Here is a 16996-nt window from a genome sequence, read left to right as displayed (position 1 = left end):
CCCACGTAGTCGCAGGCCTGGCCCTGTTAGGTTTTACCTTTAACGCAACCACAAGCGTGGCACAACAAGGCAAAAATCGCGAAGACATGGATCCCGAAGTCACCGAATTCTGGGAACTGGAACCTCGCGTCGTCACCCCCGGTGATGCTCAAACTCCTCCGTCCGATGCGGTCGTGCTGTTCGACGGCAAAAATCTTTCGCAATGGACCAACGCCAGCGGAGGCGCAGCTGGCTGGACCGTCGCCGACGGCGTGATGACCGTCAAACCCGGCGCGGGCATTATCAAAACAAAAGAAGGCTTTGGCAGCTGCCAGCTGCACATCGAGTGGCGCGAGCCGGCCAACATTCAGGGCACTAGCCAGGGGCGCGGCAACAGTGGGGTTTTCCTGATGGGCCTGTATGAGGTGCAGGTGCTGGATTCGTACAAAAACCGCACGTACTCGAACGGACAGGCAGGGAGTATTTACAAGCAGCACGTTCCACTCGTGAACGCCATGCGTCCTCCCGGCGAATGGCAGGTGTACGACATCATCTTTATGGCTCCCCGTTTCAACAAAGAAGGGCGCTGCATCGAACAGGCTCGAGTTACGCTGCTGCACAATGGCGTGCTGGTGCAAAACAACGTGTCGCTGATGGGCCCGACCGAGTATAAAGGTCTGCCGATCTACAAGCAACATGAGGACGCGCGCCCGATCGAACTACAAGACCACGGCAATCCGGTGAGCTTCCGCAACATCTGGGTGCGTCCGCTCTAACCTAATTTTTCGCATGAACCGTCGGGACTTTTTACAACACATGACAGCGGCCGGGGCGTTAGCGTCCCTGCCGCTGCCGTCCCTCCTGGCGGCTCCGGCACTGCGGAAACGCGCAAAACTGCAATGGGGGTGTGCGGCGATCACCTGGCAGGGACACGACCATACGGCGATAGAAGAAGTCGCCCAACTCGGGTATCGGGGCATTCAACTCCGCGCCAACGTCATCGACGAATTCGGGACGCAACCGCAAACGTTGCGCGACCTGTTGGCGCAGCACCACTTGCAGATGCCGGTTTTTTCCAGCGGCACGGTGCGGTGCGAAAGCCTCGCCGGCGCACAGCAGGAAATTGCGCTCCACACCGAGCATGCCCGGTTTGTTAAGCAGATGGGCGGCCAGTACTTGCAAGTGGTCGAGTTCATGAAGCCATCGGGCGACCGACCGACCGACGATGATTTTCGCCTGTTGAGCGACACGCTCAATACCCTCGGCAAACGCTGCGCCGACGAGGGCGTCACGCTCGTGCTTCACAACCACATGGGTTCCCTGGCCGAAGCACCCGAAAACTTCGACCGCCTCTGGTCACGCTGCGATGCCAGCGTCGTGAAGATTTTGCTCGACGTGGCGCACTACCAGCAAGGCGGGGGCGATCCGGTAGAGGCCATCGCGAAGTATGCGCCTCACATTGCGCTTTTTCACATTAAAGACGTGCGTCCGGTTCTGAAAGAAGGCCAGTATACGTACGAGTTTGTAGAACTGGGGCAAGGGCAGGTCGATCTACCCGCCGTGTTCGAGGCCATCGACGAATTTGAATTCAACGGCTGGGCCATCGTGGAACTGGACCGCGTGCCGCAACCGAACCAAACGCCCTATGCTGCGCAACTGATCAGCAAAACCTACCTCCAGAAGACGCTGAAACGAAAATTTTAACCGACCAATAGACTGCCTTACGGCTATGCAATTCACGTTCATTCGCTCATTCCCGCTCGCCTCGCTGGCGTTAGTCCTCGCCTGTGGCCCCGCCACCACGACCGAAGAGGCCGACGACAGCACGTCGACGGCCACCGCGCCAGTCGCCGAGCGCGCTCCCTCGCAGAATATCCTCACGCCCGAAGAAGAAGAAGCCGGTTGGACGCTTCTGTTCGACGGGGCCACCACCCAGGGCTGGCGCGGGGCCTACCGCCAGAGCTTCCCCGACTCGGGATGGACGGTGGAAGACGGTCAACTGATCGTCCTGGCTTCCGACGGTGCCGAGTCACACAACGGAGGCGACATCATCACCGAAAAAGAGTACAGCAATTTCGAGCTGACGTTTGAGTTCAAGCTGACCGAAGGGGCCAACAGCGGCGTCAAGTACTTCGTGACCGAAGCGGGCGACAAGCCAGCCGGCTCGGCCTTTGGCCTGGAATATCAGGTTCTGGACGACGACAAACACCCCGACGCCAAAATGGGTCGCGACGGCAACCGTACCGTCGGCTCGCTGTATGACCTGATTCCCGCAAAAGACAAGCTGGCGGCCCCCATCGGCGAGTGGAACACCGGGCGCATTCTGGTCGAAGGCAGCCACGTAGAGCACTGGCTGAACGGCAAAAAAGTGCTGGAATACGAACGCGGCAGCGAAGAGTTCCGCCAACTGGTCGCCCAGAGCAAATACGCCGCCCCCGAATACAACGAGAACGGCCGCTTCGGCGAAGCGCCCAAAGGACACATCTTGTTGCAGGACCACGGCAACCTAGTGGCCTACCGCGACATTAAAATTCGGGAGATACCCGCTTCCTGACCCATACTTCCCCACACTACAACCCTTATCCATCATGAAAAACGTATCCCAATCTCGCCGCGACTTTATGAAAAAAGCGGCCATCGGCACCGCCGGGCTGAGCCTCAGCATGAGCGCCAGCAGTTACGCCCGCATTCTGGGGGCGAACGACCGCGTCAACGTCGGGGTCATCGGCTTCTCCCACCGCTTTCAGGACGCCCTGATGCCCGCCTTCATGGCGAATGCAAAGGAACAGAATTTCCAGTTCGTGGCCGTTTCCGACATCTGGAACCAGCGCCGTGCCGAAGGCCTCGCCGTCCTGAAAGAGAAAACCGGCAACAAGAAAATCAAAGAGTGCCGCAACAACGACGAGTTGTACGACATCAAAGACGTGGACGCGGTGATCATCTCCACAGCCGATTTCCAGCACGCCATGATGTGTAAAGAAGCGGTAGAAAACGGACGGGACGCGTACGTTGAAAAGCCGTTTGCCGAAACGATGGAAGACAACAAAGCCGCCCGCGAAGCGGTAGAGCGAACCGGCAAGATCGTGCAGGTCGGCTCGCAGCGCCGCAGCGGCTCTAACTACTGGGCTGCGTACGATTTTATCAAATCCGGCAAGTTCGGCGACATCACGATGGTAGAAATGACCTGGAACGTGAACCAGCCCGGGCGCTGGCGTCGTCCCGACGAAGTGGCGGGCATCAAGGAGTCGGATACGGACTGGAAGCGGTACCTGATGAACCGCCCCTACGAAGCCTGGAACCCGCGCCACTACCTGGAGTACCGCTTGTTCTGGCCCTACTCGTCGGGCATTCCCGGCCAGTGGATGTCGCACCAGATCGATACCGTACACTGGTTTTCGGGATACGACCACCCACGCAGCGTCGCCGCCAACGGAGGCATCTACATGTGGAAAGACGGCCGCAAAAACCCGGATACGATGACGGCCGTGTTCGATTACGGCCCGCAGGACGACCTATCAAAAGGCTTCCAGGTGCTGTACTCGTCCCGCATGCACAACTCGGCCGGTGGTGTAAAAGAGTACTACTACTCGAACGGGGGGATGATGAACCTCGACACCAACAAGATTTCGCCGGAGGGGGGCCTGTCGGAGCGCATGGCCGCGCAGATGGACATGAAGCCGTTCCTGTTGCCGGAAATGTCGCTGGCCGAAGCTGCCAAGGCCGAAACGAGTGCCAATACGGGAGCCGATAACATGACGGTCGCCCACATGCGCAACTGGATGGAATGCGTGCGCAGCCGTAAAACGCCGAACGCTTCGGTCAAAGCGGGTTACAACCATTCGGTCGCCAACATCATGACCCGTATGGCCCTGCAAACCGGTAAGAAAATCACCTTCGACGACGACAAGCAGGAAGTCGTAGTGAGCTAGTTTATGGGCATAACCCATTAAAGCCCATTGGGGCAAAGAAACAAAGAACCACTTTTCTGCATCAAGCGTCCTGAAAAGTGGTTCTTTGTTATTATCAACAACTTATTGATTTTGAGCCAATAAACCAGACTTATCCTACTGGTCGCGATCACGAATTTGCACGTATTAGCAAGAATCTAAAAAGGCTATCTATGAATTCAGAGCCGTATCTCAATCCTTAGCTGACTTCAATCTCTTACGATTACCACCTCAAAGTCCTTCTACACGTACACTTCCAGCAACTCGGAGTCGCCCTGAGGAACGAGCGTAACCTTCGGCAGGCTGGCCGGTACCAGGTACACTTCCCCTTTGCTGATGGAAACGGTGTCGGTAGCCGCTTTGAGTTCGGTGGTGCCTTCGGTACCGATGTAGATCACGAACGAATCACGACCCGAGTGGTCGCGGTCCAGGGCCTGATCCAGCTTGAGTTTGTTCGTTGTGAAGTACGGGCAGCTCACCAGCGTGACCCCTTCGTTTTTGGCGTCTTTGTAATGCGTTTTCGCGTCGGGCGTCTCCTGGAAGTCGAGGGCGTCGAGGGCCAGTTCCGTGTGCAATTCACGCTTGTTTCCCTGGTCGTCGACCCGGTCGAAGTCGTAAATGCGGTACGTCACGTCCGAGGTCTGTTGAATTTCGGCCAGCAGCAGGCCTTTCCCGATGGTGTGGACCCGCCCGGCAGGCAGGAAGAACGTATCGCCCGCATCGACTTTTTCTTCGTTCAGGATGCTGGTCAGTTTCCCGCCGTTCAGCGCGTTGAGGTATTTTTCTTTCGTCAGGTCCTGGTTGAACCCGGCGATCAGCGTCGCGCCTTCGTCGGCCTGCATGATGTACCACATCTCCGTCTTCCCGAACGAGTTATGCCGTTTCTTGGCCAGTTCATCGTCCGGGTGTACCTGAATCGAGAGGTCTTCGGCGGCGTCGATGTACTTGATCAGCAGCGGAAAGTCGGTGCCGTGTTGTTCGTACACCTTGTTGCCGACCAGTTCGCCTTGGTATTCTGCGATCAACTCAGGCAGCGTTTTGCCTTGCAACGCTCCGTTCGCGACTTCCGACAGGTTGCCTTTCACGCCCGACAGTTCCCACGTTTCGCCGCAGTTGGGCAGCGGCGCAAAATCTTTGTGCAATACGTCGCGGATTTTGGTCCCGCCCCAGATTTTATCTTTGAAGATCGTCTTGAACGTCAGCGGATACAAATGCGTGGCCATAGGCTAAGATCGGTTAGATAAGGTTTGAAAGTGATGTTCGGTAAAATCCTCCAGACTGGAAAGCTTTAGCGTCGCTTTTTCGAAACGCGGATCGTCGAACGTAGAGGCTTCGGGGACGACGATGGTCGGAATGCCCGCCGCCACCGCCGCCAGCATGCCGTTCGGCGAGTCTTCCAGGGCCAGGCATTCGTGTGCCGCCAATCCCAGCTTTTTCAGGGCGGTGAGGTAGATGCCCGGATGTGGCTTTCCGAACGGTTCGTCTTCGGCCGAGTGGATAACGGTGAAATAGTCTTCTAACTCAAACGCCCGCAAACAGGCATAGATCAGCCGTTTGTAGGACGAGGAGGCGACCGCCAGGTGCAGCCCCTTCTTCCGGAACAAGTCGATGATGGCCTGGACGCCGGGCATCGGCTTGCCTTCGGCCAGCATCAGGGCTTCGACCGCCGCGACGATCTGTTCCACGACTGCCTCCTTGGAAGGACTCTCCCAGGGATAGCGCGCATGCCAGTAAGTCACGACTTCGTCGATGCGCAGTCCCATGGTCTGGATGCACATTTCTTCCGTCAGCGGCACGCCGAGGGGATTGAAAATGGCGACTTCAGCCTTGCGCCAGAGCGGCTCCGAATCGACGAGCAATCCGTCCATGTCGAAAATAATTCCTTTGATCATCCGCAGATTTTAGTGGGGTTGAGGGGGATTTTCCGATTCGTACCCGATTCGCTTCCAAAGGGTTACGTAGTCGGGCACGTCGTGGTGATAATGACTGACCAAAATCAGGGCCGCTTCGGCAGGCAGGTAATGCTGCACAAACCGAAACGCCTGTTGTTTGTGAGTAGGGTCAAGGTACTGAAACGGTTCGTCGAGGATGTAGAGGTCGCGTGGCACGGCAAATGCCTTGATCAACAGCAGCACCTGAAACTGTCCGGTCGAAACCGACGCCATGGTTTGGCGCCACAACGCCTCCAGGCCGAACCACGCCAGCATCGCTTGCCAGCGTGCCTCGGCGACCGGTTCGGTATGGACGGCCAGGGTGCGTTGCTGCAGAAACGCCGCGACGGGTTGGTTCCGAGGCGTATTGGCATAGCCGTAGGTCAGCAGCTCCGGAGCCAGAAAGTTGATCCGCCGTTTGATGTCCCAGATCGACTCGCCGGTGCCGCGCGGTCGGCCAAACAGCTCCACCTGGTTGTGATAGCCCTGCGGACTGTCGGCATTCAGCAAGGCCAGAATCGTACTTTTTCCACTGCCGTTCGGCCCCATCAGCACCCATTTTTCCCCTTGCCGGATGGTCCAGTGGAATCCTGCCAAGAGTATCTTTTCGCCGTATTGCAGCCGGATGTCGGTGAGCTTCACAATGGGTGCTCCGGCCACGGCAACGGGGGGCAAAACGCCGTTACTCTGCGGCGGCGTCGTGCCCGAAGGCTTGTCGAGCACCAGCGTACGGTTGATAAAAGACGGCAGGTGGTGGTGATGATCCGTCAGCACAAGTTGCGTCTGGCTGGCGGCAACGACACCCTCCAGCAACCGATTCAGGTCGGCGCGGCTCGGTTCGTCCAAGCCTTCGTAAGGATAATCTAACAGCAGCAAATGCGGCTGGGCTGCCAGCGCACGCAGCAAAATCAGCTTGCGCAACTGTCCGTTCGAGAGGTACGTGACCTTAAGGGGCAACAGTGGTGTCAGGTCGAAATGATCATGTCCTAGGCGGCGGACGGCCTCCACCAGGTCGCCCAGAAATGACTCGACCGTCGGGACGTCTTCGTTGCCGGTGGCGTAATAACGCTGCTGGTAGTAAAGCGACGACTGCCCTACGGCAAAGGCATGGGCGGGCAGGTAGACCACGTGCGCGCGGACCTGCCGGTAGCGCGCCTCCCAATCGTGTTCCGTCACAAACGCGTACGCGACGTGTCCGTGGGTGGGCGTCAGTTTCCCGGCGATGACGCGTAACAGCGTCGTTTTTCCGGCGCCGTTGTCGCCGCGAATCACCCAATGTTCGCCAGGTTGTAGTTGCCAGGAAACCGGAGGGAGCCAGGTCACACCCGCTCGGCTGACGGTGACGGCATCGCACGATACTACCATGCGCCAAAGTTATCGGACCGCGCCGGATGGGCACAAAAAAAGATCGCAGCGCCACGCCACGATCTTCCTATAAGGTTTATAACCGAAGAGGTTACGCCGACAGAATCGACAGGCCGCTTAAGGATTCCAGCTGCTCGCGATTCAGTTCGCAGTTGATCCATTCGGGATCGAAATCGGCGGCGACACGCTCGTAGAACCGAATGGCCGAGGCGTTGTCTTCGGCGACCTGCCACTTCATTTTGCTGGCGCCGTTTTTCACGGCCTGATGGGCCAGCGCCTGCATGAACAACTTTCCGATGCCTCGCCCCCGGTGCGACTCCGTGATGATCAGGTCTTCCAGGTAAAGGCTTTTGCCTTTCCAGGTAGAGTAGATGTAATAGTAGATGGTGGCCCCAACGATGTGGCCATTTTCTTCCGCGACAAAGAAGCGGAAGTAGCGGTTTTCGCCGAAGGCATCTTCCCGCATCTGCTCCGGCGAGTTGATGATGTAGTTGGGGTCGTGCTTGTGGTAAATGGCCAGTTCTTCGACTAACTGGTAAACCGCGTCAATGTCTTTTTCCTCTCCCTGGCGGATCAGGATACCGTTAGAATGATTCATAAAGAATTATATGGATGAAGCCCGGCACGATCGGCCGGATCAGGAATAAATCCGCGTTGTGCGTTTTTATGTACGAAATCGGGACGCAAACCGTTATGGTCGGTCTGTTCAACAAACCTGCGTCCGAATAAATTCAACACAAAGGTACAGGAATTCAGACCGACATGCCGCCCCGGACTGGTTACGGATATGTTACGTGTACCATTTGGCACCGGGGCGGTTGCACCGCTCAATGCCGCTCGAAGCGCTCTCCACTCAATTCCATGTACACCACGCCGTCGGCATCGACGGTAGGCCGCTGATCAATCCGAAAGCGCTTTCGATCCAGCGTGGAGTCGTCGGTGTTGCTGACGAAAACCAGATGCCGGTCGCGGATTTTGACGTAGCCTTCGCAGGTGAGGCCGCCCCATTTGCGCGTGTTGCAGACGCCGTAGCCGTTGCTGAAAATTTGCAACGCGTACGTACGCGAACTCCAGTCGCCCCGGAAAATGAGGTCATCGTCGTCGAGGGAACGCTGGCAAGAGGAGAACAAAACTAAAAGTGAGAAACAAGCGAGAAGGGTACGGTTTTTCATGGCTTACAGGAGGTAGAGGTGAACGCCTAAACCAAACAAGAACTGTGCCTTGGCGACCGAAGTCCACAAAAAAGGCCGGAAAGCAACTTTCCGGCCTACTTACATCGCACGTGTTTTTAGGTTACTCGGCGCTTACCCGCCAGATGATGTTGGCATCGTCGTCGTTGACCAGCATGGAGCCATCCTGCAGCACCGTCACTCCTACCGGGCGGCCGTGCACTTTGCTATCGGCAGCATCGGCAACAAATCCGGTCAGAAAATCTTCCGGTGCTCCGGTCGGCGCTCCGTTCGCAAACGGCACAAAAACGACCTTGTAGCCCGACAACTGAGCGCGGTTCCACGAACCATGCTGCCCCACAAACGCACCGTTCCGGTACTTGGCCGGAAAAGCCGACTGGTCGTAAAAAGCCAGTCCCAGCGAAGCCGTGTGCGAGCCCAGCGGCACGTCGGGCACTACGGTTTTTTCTACCAGATCAGGCCGCTCGCCCTTCCGGCGCGGATCGACGTGCTGACCAAAGTACGCATACGGCCAGCCGTAGAAGGCGCCTTGTTCTACACTGGTCAAGTAGTCGGGCACCAGATCGTCACCCAACTCGTCGCGCTCGTTCACGGCGGTCCACAATTCGTTGGAATTCGGTTGCCAGTCCATGCCGACCGGGTTCCGCAGGCCACTGGCGTACACTACTTCGCCCGAGCCGTCCGGGTTGATCTGTAAGATGTTGGCGCGACGTTCTTCCTCTTCGATGCCGTGTTCGGCGACGTTACTGGCCGAACCGACCGAAACGTAAATCTTCGAGCCGTCGGGGCTGGCGAGCAGATTCCGCGTCCAGTGATTGTTGTACCCACCGGCGGGCAGTTCTAGAATTTTCTCACCGGTGTTGGCAGCGAGTTGCGTCTGCCCTTCTTGGTAAGGATAGCGATACAGACCGTCTGTGTTCGCCACGTAGAAATACTCTTTCAGAATCAACATTCCAAAAGGCTGATTCAGGTCCTCCAGAAAGGTTTTTTGCAACTCGGGGGTACCGTCGGCTTTAAGGCCACGCAACAGCGTGATGCGGTCGGCGCTGTTCTTCGTATTGGATTCGGCCACCAACACGTCGCCGTTCGGTGCCTGATACGTCCAGCGTGGGTGCTCCAACCCTTCAACGTATTTTTTTACGACGAAACCGGCCGGCGCCTGGGGCGTCTGCCCTTCCGGCCAACCGATGACTTTCCCTTCGTTGTGCACCGATTCGGTCTGGTACGGCGGCGGAAGCGTCACCTCCCCGACTTCGGTTTTTACCTGCGCTGTGGCCGTGGTATCATTGACCAGTTCTTTGTCTACGTTCGATTCCTGCGATTTGCACTGGAACAGAAGCATGGCGGCCACCGCACATGCTCCGATTGAAAAAGTGGTGTTCATAAAAAGTGTGTGTATGGACAATCACTCACATAAACGGCTGACTCTGAGAAGGGTTATTGCATTTCTGCCGAATCATCCTGCCGCCGAACTGCGTATCTGATTTTGAGCGAAAAAATATTTTTACATATAATGTACGTACATTCAATGTTTATACATATATTTGTGTCATTGAAATTCACTTTATCGTCAAACCCCTAATAGATACCACTATGAGCAAGACAACTTGGACCATCGACCCCACGCACTCCGAGGTACAATTCAAAGTAAAGCACCTCGTAATTTCCACGGTAACCGGACACTTCAGCATTTATGACGGGAAGGTAACTACGGAAGAGAGCGACTGGACCACTGCACAGATTTTGTTCTCGGTCAACATCGACAGCATCAACACCGGGCAGGAGCAGCGCGACGCGCACCTGAAGTCAGCCGACTTCTTCGATGCCGCCAACTACCCGCAGATGACGTTCGAATCGACGTCGATCGAAAAGGTTTCGGACGATACGTACAAACTGCACGGTACGCTTTCGATCCGCGACGTGTCAAAGCCCGTTACCCTGAACGTAGAATACGGCGGTCAAACGACCGACTTCTACGGTAACCAGAAAGCGGGTTTCGAGATCAATGGAAAAATCAACCGCAAAGAGTTTGGCCTGACCTGGAACGGTGTAACCGAAGCGGGCAGCATTGTGGTCAGCGACGAAGTGAAACTGATCGCTAACATCCAGCTGGTGAAGCAGGTAGAACAGGAAGCGTAAGGATAAAACAGCATGCGTTCGCGTGCGGTGTGCACTCAGGAGGCGCGGGCAAGTAACAGGCTCCGCTACTTTTTCCTCCGCGAATTGCTTGATTTCTATAAAAAAAGCTGTGCCTCTTTCGAAGCACAGCTTTTTTGTTTTATGGATGCTCTATGCGGAGCTTAGGCGTTGGCCTGTAGCAGCGATTTATCGCGCGAAGGCAGCATGGTAGTTCCCATCAGGTATTTGTCGACCTCCCGAGCGGCCTCACGGCCTTCCGAGATGGCCCACACTACCAGCGACTGCCCTCGGCGGGCGTCTCCGGCAGCGAAAACACCGTCCACGTTGGTTTGGTACCCACGCGCTTTGATGTTCCCGCGCTCATCCTGCTCGATACCCAGTTCTTCCAGAATGCCGCCCTTCTGCGTGTGCAGGAAACCAACGGCCAGCAGTGCCAGATCACAGGGAATTTTGCGTTCGGTGCCCTCTACTTCGACAAATTTCGGGCGACCGGTTGCTTCGTCTTTCTTCCATTCGATGTCGACCAGACGAAGCCCTTTGACGTTGCCTTCGGCATCGCCGACAAACTCTTTTGTCAGAATGGACCAGCGACGTTCGCCACCTTCTTCGTGCGAAGAAGACGTCCGCAGCACCATCGGCCAGAGCGGCCAGGGGTTGTCTTCAGGACGCGACTCCGGCGGCTTGCTCAAGAGCTCAATTTGCGTGACCGAAGCGGCCCGATGACGGTTCGAGGTGCCTACACAGTCGGAGCCGGTGTCGCCACCGCCGATCACCACCACGTGCTTGTCGGTTGCCAGGATGTCTTCCTGCCAGGTTTCCCACCCTTGCAGATGAGCGGGTTTCGGATCACCATGGCCCGTTACGCGGCGGTTCTGCTGCGTCAGGAAATCCATCGCGAAGTGAACGCCTTTGAACTGACGCCCCGGAATCGGCAGGTCGCGCGGTACCGTAGAACCCGCACAAATGACCACCGCATCGAATTGCTGTTTCAGCTCTTCGCCGGTGATGTCCACACCCACGTTGGTGTTGGTGCGGAACGCTACCCCTTCCTGACGCATCACATCGACACGGCGATCGACCACCCACTTTTCCAGTTTGAAGTCGGGAATCCCGTAAATCAGCAATCCTCCGATTTTGTCGGAACGTTCGAACACGGTGACCGTATGCCCGGCGCGGTTCAGTTGCGAAGCCGCGGCCAATCCGGCCGGGCCGGAACCGATCACGGCCACTTTTTTGCCCGTACGAGTCGCTGGTGGCTTGGGCACAATCAGGTTGTGCTCAAACGCTTTTTCGGCGATGGTCTTCTCGATGTGCTCGATGGCAACCGGTGGCTTGTTGATGCCCAACACGCACGAACCCTCGCAGGGGGCCGGGCAAATTCTCCCCGTAAATTCCGGGAAATTGTTGGTCATGTCCAGAATCTGGATGGCTTCCGCCCATTCGCCGCGGTACGCAGCGTCGTTAAAATCAGGAATGTTATTTCCCAAAGGGCAGCCGTTGTGGCAGAAAGGAACGCCACAGTCCATGCAGCGCGCAGCTTGTTGCCGCGAGCGTTCTTCCGGAAACTCTAGATAGATTTCTTGATAGTCGTTAATCCTTTCATGCGGTTCTTTGGCTGCAGGGAGTTCCCGTTCGAACTCCATGAATCCCCTTGGTTTTCCCATGATGCTTCTACCTTTTTAAGTACTTCTTCTTGTTGTTGACGGCGACGCTGCAGTACGGCTTTGTACTCGCGTGGCATTACTTTAATAAAACTACCGATCTCTTTTTCCCAGTTTTCCAGGAGGCCTTGCGCCAGCGCGCTCTCGGTATACATGGCGTGGTTTTCGACCAGTTCGCGAACCAGTTCTTTGTCTTCTTCTTCCAGAGCTTCCAGCTCGACCAGCTCTTTGTTGCACTGCGACGGGAAGTTCTCGTGCGGATCGTAGATGTAGGCGACCCCGCCACTCATCCCTGCCGCGAAGTTGCGTCCGGTCTCGCCCAGCACCACCACGCGGCCACCGGTCATGTACTCGCAACCGTGGTCACCGACGCCCTCGACGACGGCTTTCACGCCGGAGTTGCGGACGCAGAAACGTTCGCCGGCCTGCCCGCGGATGTAGGCTTCGCCGGATGTAGCGCCATAAAACGCCACGTTCCCGATGATGATCTGCTCGCTGGCTTTGAACTGCGACGTCCGGTCGGGGTAAATCACCAGGCGGCTGCCCGACAGTCCCTTGCCGAAGTAATCATTGGCTTCGCCTTCCACTTCGAAGTGAATGCCCGGTGCGGAAAACGCCGCGAAACTTTGACCCGCCGACCCGCGGAATTTCAGGTGGATGGTGCCGCTCGGCAAACCACCGCTTCCGTAGCGCTTCGAAATTTCGTTGGAGAGCATTGTACCCGTCGAACGATCGGTGTTGATGATCTCAAACTCCGAATAAACGGCTTCCATGTTTTCCAGGGCCGGCTGGGCGGCTTCGATCAACCGACGGTCAAGCACGTACTCGATGCCGTGATCCTGTTCCATCTGCTTGTAAATGCCTACTTCCGATCCGGCGCTTTCTTTCGCCAGGATGGGGCTCAGGTCCAGGTTTTTAATTTTCCAGTGGTCGATGTTGTCGCGCATCTTGAGGCATTGCACCTGACCGACCATTTCGTCTACCGTACGGAAGCCCAGTTCCGCCATAATCTCGCGCAGGTCCTGCACCAGGAACTGGAACAGATTCACCACGTGGTCAGGATCACCCGTAAACAGCTTGCGCAGTTCCGGGTCCTGGGTAGCCACACCGACCGGACAGGTGTTCAGGTGACACTTCCGCATCATGATACAGCCTTCCACCACCAGGGCGGCCGTAGCCACGCCGAACTCTTCGGCACCCAGCATGATGGCGATGGCGATGTCGCGGCCCGTACGAATTTGTCCGTCGGTCTGGAGCGTCACGCGGCTGCGCAGATCGTTCTTTACGAGCGTCTGATGTGCTTCCGACAGGCCGATTTCCCACGGAATACCCGCATGGCGGATGGACGAAAGGGGCGATGCGCCCGTTCCGCCGTCGTGGCCCGAAATCAGAATCACGTCGGCGTGCGCCTTCGAAACTCCGGCGGCAATGGTGCCCACCCCGGCTTCAGAGACGAGTTTCACGTTGATGCGCGCTTCGCGGTTGGCGTTTTTCAGATCGTAGATGAGCTGAGCCAGATCTTCGATCGAGTAGATGTCGTGGTGCGGCGGCGGCGAAATCAGCCCCACGCCCGGCGTAGAGTGCCGTACGCGCCCGATCCATTCGTCGACTTTATGGCCCGGCAACTGTCCGCCTTCACCCGGCTTGGCGCCCTGGGCCATTTTGATCTGCAGCTCAGCCGCGTTGGTCAGGTAATTGCTCGTCACGCCGAAGCGACCCGATGCCACCTGTTTGATGGCCGAACGCTCCCAATCGCCGTTGGCTTTGCGCTCGAAACGAATTTCGTCTTCGCCCCCTTCGCCGCTGTTGCTTTTGCCGCCGATGCGGTTCATGGCAATGGCCAGCGTAGAGTGCGCTTCGTGCGAGATAGACCCGAACGACATGGCTCCCGTGGCGAAACGCTTGTAGATGTTCTCGGCCGGCTCTACTTCATCGATCGGAATCGAAGTGCGGTCGGCTTTGAATTCCAGTAGGCCGCGCAGCGTGCAGGCTTTTTCGACCTGCTCGTTGATGGCGCGAGCGTATTTTTTGTAGATGTCGTACTTATTCGAACGCGTAGAGTGCTGCAACAAGTGAATGGTCTCGGGATTGAACAGGTGGAACTCACCGGTCCGTTTCCACTGATAAAGGCCACCGACCTCCAGACGCGTGCGCGGCTGCGGAGCCAGATGGGCCGGCGGATAGGCCATGCGATGGCGCATCAGCACCTCTTTGGCCAGCTCGTCGAAGCCCATGCCTTCGATCCGGGAGATGGTTCCCCGGAAACACTTGTCGATCACGGTTTTGTTAACGCCCAGCGCCTCGAAAATCTGCGCCCCCTTGTAAGACTGCAGCGTCGAGATGCCCATTTTGGAGAAGATTTTCAACAAACCTGCTCCTACGGCGTAGATGTAATTCTTCTTGGCCTGAGTGGCGTCCAACGCTTCGGGGAAAAGGCCGTCCTGCTCAAACGACTCAATAGTATCGAGCGTCAGGTACGGGTTCACCGCACCGACCCCGTAACCGATCAGGGTAGCAAAGTGGTGCGTCTCGCGAACGTCGCCCGCTTCCACCACCAGTCCGGTTTGGGTCCGAAGGCGCTTTTCAATCAGGTGGTGATGCACCGCTCCGGCCGCCATCAACGACGGAATCGGCGCGTTTTCGACATCAGAACCACGATCTGAAAGAATCAGAATATTGTACCCTTCGTTGACCGCAGCTTCGGCCTCCTCGCAGATCCGATCGACGGCGGCTTCCAGAACACCGGGTTCGTCCGTAGCGGGGAACAGTGTTTTGAGTACGTAGGTCCGGAAATGCGGGTGATCGATGTACTTCAGCGTATTGAGCTGCTCGTTGCTTAACACCGGCTGCTGCAGCGCAATCTGACGGCAGTGCTCCGGCGAAGCGGCCAGAATGTTCTTAGACGGTCCGATGCTGGCCTGGAGCGACATCACCAAGCGCTCGCGAATGGAGTCGATCGGCGGGTTGCTGACCTGGGCAAACATCTGCTTGAAGTAGTGCGACAGGTGCTGGCTTTGGTCAGAAAGCACGGCCAGAGGCGTATCGGCGCCCATCGAGCCTACCGGTTCTTTCGCGCCGGTGGCCATCGGATGCAGAATCTGCTTCAGGTCTTCGGCCGTAAACCCGAACACCAGCTGCTGTTTGAAAAGATCTTGTCCGTCGAACTGTTCCGTGGCCACTTCGGCCGGTGTCAGTTCTTCCAGGCGCACTTTATTTTCGTCGAGCCACTGCTGATACGGTTCGCGTGAGCAGATGTCCCGCTTCAGCTCTTCGTCGGAAATGATGCGACCGGCTTTCAGGTCGGCTACAAACATACGACCGGGCTGCAAGCGTCCTTTCGAAACGACTTTGGCCGGATCGACCGGCAGAGCACCGGCTTCAGACGCCATCACCAGCACGTCGTCGGACGTGAGGCAGTAGCGCGAGGGACGCAGCCCGTTGCGGTCGAGCGTAGCGCCGACCATCTCTCCGTCGGTAAAGCAGACCGAGGCGGGGCCGTCCCAGGGCTCCATCAGGGAAGCGTGGTATTCGTAGAAAGCCCGCTTTTGAGGGTCCATTTCCGGATGTTCCTGCCATGCTTCCGGAATCAGCATCATCATGACGTGCGGCAGCGAACGGCCACTCAGCGTCAGCATTTCCACGATGTTGTCGAGGTTGGCAGAGTCGGAGTCGGCCGCGTCGCAAATCGGCGCCAGCATCATCAGCTCTTCCTTCGTAAAATTCGACGATTCGAACAGCACTTCTTTCGACTTCATCCAGTTGACGTTGCCGCGGATCGTATTGATCTCTCCGTTGTGCGCCATGTAGCGGAACGGCTGCGCCAGTTTCCACTTCGGGAAGGTGTTAGTCGAAAAGCGCGAGTGCACCATCGCCAGGGCCGACGTCAGGCGCTCGTCGCGCAGGTCGAGGTAATACGCGCCCACCTGTCCCGTCCGGAGTTGTCCTTTGTAGACGATGATGCGGTGCGAAAACGAGGCGATATAAAAGAAGTCATCCTCTTTGGCCTGCACCGTCTTTTGGATCATGTGCGAAGCGTAGTTCTTGAGGATGAACAGCTTACGTTCTAACGTTTCGGCGTCGAGCGCCGTTTTGGGTTTTACAAAAATCTGCTCGATCCACGGCTCCACCTTTAACGCCGTCGGGCCAACGGGCTTGGGGTTGGTCGGCACCACCCGGTACGCGATCAACTCAAGTCCCAAATCGTCCAGGTACTTGTTCAACAAAGCACGGCACTCTTCGCGAGTAGCTTCCTGCTTAGAGAAAAAAATGGTTCCCACGCCATACGAGCCGAATGCGGGCAGTTCGATTCCTTTCTCACCCAGCACCGCCCGAAAGAACGCATCAGGCACCTGAATGAGAATCCCTGCACCATCGCCCGATTCTGCATCACAGCCACATGCCCCACGGTGTTCCATGTTCTCGAGCATCTGCAACGCATCGCGAACAATCCCATGCGACTTTTGTCCCTTTAGGTGTGCTGTAAACCCAATCCCGCATGAGTCATGCTCCAGCTCGGGTACATAAAGAGACTTGACTTCATTTTCTTTCATGTAAATATTACGTTATACGACTATACATAAACCTGAGGCCCAGCGTGGTGGTGGTACCGGGACAATAAAGGCGACAATGCCGCCTTTCAGAACTTGGTGTAATACCGCAGAAAAAACTCTAAGATAGGGCTATTTTACAATTGCACCAATAGACGACAAGATTAATATTTTTGCGAATAATCGTGTAGTCGGTTGCAAGGTATGCAACCCCATTACAGGAAACAGGCTCACAAA

At 56.8% G+C, this 16996-nt stretch carries 13 protein-coding genes; 5 read left to right on the top strand and 8 right to left on the bottom strand.

What is annotated here, in order from left to right:
- The first annotated feature begins 86 nt into the window (after window positions 1–86).
- The 4 genes from BLR44_RS05230 to BLR44_RS05215 are packed head-to-tail and all read left to right on the top strand — an operon-like array spanning window position 87 to window position 3908.
- A complete protein-coding gene (locus tag BLR44_RS05230) occupies window positions 87–755 on the top strand; it encodes a 3-keto-disaccharide hydrolase (RefSeq protein ID WP_317042768.1) in 669 nt (222 codons plus the stop codon).
- A 13-nt stretch (window positions 756–768) separates the two neighbouring features.
- Entirely contained in the window at window positions 769–1683 is a 915-nt protein-coding gene (locus BLR44_RS05225; RefSeq protein ID WP_089679969.1) for a sugar phosphate isomerase/epimerase family protein, read from the top strand.
- A 25-nt stretch (window positions 1684–1708) separates the two neighbouring features.
- Window positions 1709–2533, top strand: coding sequence for a 3-keto-disaccharide hydrolase (locus BLR44_RS05220; RefSeq protein ID WP_089679967.1), 825 nt, complete (start codon window positions 1709–1711; stop codon window positions 2531–2533).
- Window positions 2534–2567: 34 nt separating this feature from the next.
- Complete coding sequence (locus tag BLR44_RS05215) at window positions 2568–3908, top strand: Gfo/Idh/MocA family protein (RefSeq protein WP_089679965.1); 1341 nt, start codon at window positions 2568–2570, stop codon at window positions 3906–3908.
- Between the two features lie 260 nt (window positions 3909–4168).
- Here BLR44_RS05215 and BLR44_RS05210 read toward each other — a convergent pair whose 3' ends face one another.
- The 6 genes from BLR44_RS05210 to BLR44_RS05185 form a co-directional block, all read right to left on the bottom strand.
- The gene (locus tag BLR44_RS05210) at window positions 4169–5149 is read right to left on the bottom strand and encodes a type I phosphomannose isomerase catalytic subunit (protein WP_089679963.1); all 981 of its coding nucleotides are present in this window, start codon (window positions 5147–5149) and stop codon (window positions 4169–4171) included.
- A 3-nt stretch (window positions 5150–5152) separates the two neighbouring features.
- Window positions 5153–5818: a hexitol phosphatase HxpB gene (hxpB, locus tag BLR44_RS05205; protein WP_089679961.1), complete on the bottom strand. Its 666-nt coding sequence runs from the start codon at window positions 5816–5818 to the stop codon at window positions 5153–5155.
- A gap of 9 nt (window positions 5819–5827) precedes the next feature.
- The gene (locus tag BLR44_RS05200; protein ID WP_089679959.1) at window positions 5828–7222 is read right to left on the bottom strand and encodes an ATP-binding cassette domain-containing protein; all 1395 of its coding nucleotides are present in this window, start codon (window positions 7220–7222) and stop codon (window positions 5828–5830) included.
- A gap of 91 nt (window positions 7223–7313) precedes the next feature.
- Window positions 7314–7820, bottom strand: a complete 507-nt coding sequence (locus tag BLR44_RS05195; protein WP_089679957.1) for a GNAT family N-acetyltransferase — start codon at window positions 7818–7820, stop codon at window positions 7314–7316.
- A 229-nt stretch (window positions 7821–8049) separates the two neighbouring features.
- Complete coding sequence (locus BLR44_RS05190; protein ID WP_143017130.1) at window positions 8050–8394, bottom strand: hypothetical protein; 345 nt, start codon at window positions 8392–8394, stop codon at window positions 8050–8052.
- A 121-nt stretch (window positions 8395–8515) separates the two neighbouring features.
- A complete protein-coding gene (locus BLR44_RS05185; RefSeq protein ID WP_089679953.1) occupies window positions 8516–9796 on the bottom strand; it encodes a PQQ-dependent sugar dehydrogenase in 1281 nt (426 codons plus the stop codon).
- Window positions 9797–10005: 209 nt separating this feature from the next.
- On the opposite strand from BLR44_RS05185, the gene BLR44_RS05180 reads away from it, so the two are divergent.
- Window positions 10006–10551, top strand: a complete 546-nt coding sequence (locus BLR44_RS05180) for a YceI family protein (RefSeq protein ID WP_089679951.1) — start codon at window positions 10006–10008, stop codon at window positions 10549–10551.
- A gap of 161 nt (window positions 10552–10712) precedes the next feature.
- On the opposite strand, the gene BLR44_RS05175 is transcribed toward BLR44_RS05180, so the two are convergent.
- Together BLR44_RS05175 and gltB are read right to left on the bottom strand one after the other, a co-directional pair.
- Window positions 10713–12215 (bottom strand): glutamate synthase subunit beta, encoded by a 1503-nt coding sequence (locus tag BLR44_RS05175; protein WP_089679949.1) that lies wholly within the window; start codon window positions 12213–12215, stop codon window positions 10713–10715.
- On the bottom strand, window positions 12119–16762 hold the full coding sequence (gltB, locus tag BLR44_RS05170; RefSeq protein ID WP_089679947.1) for a glutamate synthase large subunit: 4644 nt from the start codon (window positions 16760–16762) through the stop codon (window positions 12119–12121). The genes BLR44_RS05175 and gltB overlap by 97 nt, the downstream gene beginning before the upstream one ends.
- Between the last annotated feature and the right edge of the window lie 234 nt (window positions 16763–16996).

This window comes from Catalinimonas alkaloidigena (assembly GCF_900100765.1).
Lineage (GTDB): Bacteria > Bacteroidota > Bacteroidia > Cytophagales > Flexibacteraceae > Mooreia > Mooreia alkaloidigena.
This window is presented reverse-complemented; position numbering and strand designations above follow the sequence as displayed.

Coding starts and splice junctions, on each gene's coding strand:
- BLR44_RS05230 (WP_317042768.1), top strand. CDS start 87: ATGGATCCCGAAGTCACCGAATTCTGGGAACTGGAACCTCGCGTCGTC.
- BLR44_RS05225 (WP_089679969.1), top strand. CDS start 769: ATGAACCGTCGGGACTTTTTACAACACATGACAGCGGCCGGGGCGTTA.
- BLR44_RS05220 (WP_089679967.1), top strand. CDS start 1,709: ATGCAATTCACGTTCATTCGCTCATTCCCGCTCGCCTCGCTGGCGTTA.
- BLR44_RS05215 (WP_089679965.1), top strand. CDS start 2,568: ATGAAAAACGTATCCCAATCTCGCCGCGACTTTATGAAAAAAGCGGCC.
- BLR44_RS05210 (WP_089679963.1), bottom strand. CDS start 5,149: ATGGCCACGCATTTGTATCCGCTGACGTTCAAGACGATCTTCAAAGAT.
- hxpB (WP_089679961.1), bottom strand. CDS start 5,818: ATGATCAAAGGAATTATTTTCGACATGGACGGATTGCTCGTCGATTCG.
- BLR44_RS05200 (WP_089679959.1), bottom strand. CDS start 7,222: ATGGTAGTATCGTGCGATGCCGTCACCGTCAGCCGAGCGGGTGTGACC.
- BLR44_RS05195 (WP_089679957.1), bottom strand. CDS start 7,820: ATGAATCATTCTAACGGTATCCTGATCCGCCAGGGAGAGGAAAAAGAC.
- BLR44_RS05190 (WP_143017130.1), bottom strand. CDS start 8,394: ATGAAAAACCGTACCCTTCTCGCTTGTTTCTCACTTTTAGTTTTGTTC.
- BLR44_RS05185 (WP_089679953.1), bottom strand. CDS start 9,796: ATGAACACCACTTTTTCAATCGGAGCATGTGCGGTGGCCGCCATGCTT.
- BLR44_RS05180 (WP_089679951.1), top strand. CDS start 10,006: ATGAGCAAGACAACTTGGACCATCGACCCCACGCACTCCGAGGTACAA.
- BLR44_RS05175 (WP_089679949.1), bottom strand. CDS start 12,215: ATGGGAAAACCAAGGGGATTCATGGAGTTCGAACGGGAACTCCCTGCA.
- gltB (WP_089679947.1), bottom strand. CDS start 16,762: ATGAAAGAAAATGAAGTCAAGTCTCTTTATGTACCCGAGCTGGAGCAT.